This window comes from Kosakonia arachidis (assembly GCF_900116535.1).
GTDB classification, from domain to species: domain Bacteria; phylum Pseudomonadota; class Gammaproteobacteria; order Enterobacterales; family Enterobacteriaceae; genus Kosakonia; species Kosakonia arachidis.
On record NZ_FPAU01000023.1, the window covers coordinates 1 to 1708 of the forward strand.

Annotated in this window: 1 rRNA gene; it reads right to left on the reverse strand. The window is 53.6% G+C overall.

From position 1 onward, the window contains the following. Positions 1–20 precede the first annotated feature (20 nt). Positions 21–1562: ribosomal RNA gene (locus BM427_RS25110) — 16S ribosomal RNA — on the reverse strand. Positions 1563–1708: the final 146 nt, after the last annotated feature.

A 1708-nucleotide genomic window follows, 5' to 3' on the forward strand; every position in this document is an offset into this window, starting at 1 on the left:
CAGGGAATGGTTCTTTAAGGTAAGGAGGTGATCCAACCGCAGGTTCCCCTACGGTTACCTTGTTACGACTTCACCCCAGTCATGAATCACAAAGTGGTAAGCGCCCTCCCGAAGGTTAAGCTACCTACTTCTTTTGCAACCCACTCCCATGGTGTGACGGGCGGTGTGTACAAGGCCCGGGAACGTATTCACCGTGACATTCTGATTCACGATTACTAGCGATTCCGACTTCATGGAGTCGAGTTGCAGACTCCAATCCGGACTACGACGCACTTTATGAGGTCCGCTTGCTCTCGCGAGGTCGCTTCTCTTTGTATGCGCCATTGTAGCACGTGTGTAGCCCTGGTCGTAAGGGCCATGATGACTTGACGTCATCCCCACCTTCCTCCAGTTTATCACTGGCAGTCTCCTTTGAGTTCCCGGCCGGACCGCTGGCAACAAAGGATAAGGGTTGCGCTCGTTGCGGGACTTAACCCAACATTTCACAACACGAGCTGACGACAGCCATGCAGCACCTGTCTCACAGTTCCCGAAGGCACCAAGCCATCTCTGGCAAGTTCTGTGGATGTCAAGACCAGGTAAGGTTCTTCGCGTTGCATCGAATTAAACCACATGCTCCACCGCTTGTGCGGGCCCCCGTCAATTCATTTGAGTTTTAACCTTGCGGCCGTACTCCCCAGGCGGTCGATTTAACGCGTTAGCTCCGGAAGCCACGCCTCAAGGGCACAACCTCCAAATCGACATCGTTTACAGCGTGGACTACCAGGGTATCTAATCCTGTTTGCTCCCCACGCTTTCGCACCTGAGCGTCAGTCTTCGTCCAGGAGGCCGCCTTCGCCACCGGTATTCCTCCAGATCTCTACGCATTTCACCGCTACACCTGGAATTCTACCTCCCTCTACGAGACTCCAGCCTGCCAGTTTCGAATGCAGTTCCCAGGTTGAGCCCGGGGATTTCACATCCGACTTGACAGACCGCCTGCGTGCGCTTTACGCCCAGTAATTCCGATTAACGCTTGCACCCTCCGTATTACCGCGGCTGCTGGCACGGAGTTAGCCGGTGCTTCTTCTGCGGGTAACGTCAATCAGCACGGTTATTAACCGTACCGCCTTCCTCCCCGCTGAAAGTGCTTTACAACCCGAAGGCCTTCTTCACACACGCGGCATGGCTGCATCAGGCTTGCGCCCATTGTGCAATATTCCCCACTGCTGCCTCCCGTAGGAGTCTGGACCGTGTCTCAGTTCCAGTGTGGCTGGTCATCCTCTCAGACCAGCTAGGGATCGTCGCCTAGGTGGGCCGTTACCCCGCCTACTAGCTAATCCCATCTGGGCACATCTGATGGCAAGAGGCCCGAAGGTCCCCCTCTTTGGTCTTGCGACGTTATGCGGTATTAGCTACCGTTTCCAGTAGTTATCCCCCTCCATCAGGCAGTTTCCCAGACATTACTCACCCGTCCGCCACTCGTCACCCGAAGAGCAAGCTCCTCTGTGCTACCGTTCGACTTGCATGTGTTAGGCCTGCCGCCAGCGTTCAATCTGAGCCATGATCAAACTCTTCAATTTAAAGTTTGATGCTCATCGAATTAAACTTCGTAATGAATTACGTGTTCACCCGTGAGACTTGGTATTCATTTTTTGTCCGAAGACATCAAGAATCCATGTCACCTGAGTGCCCACACAGATTGTCTGATAAATTGTTAAAGAGCAGT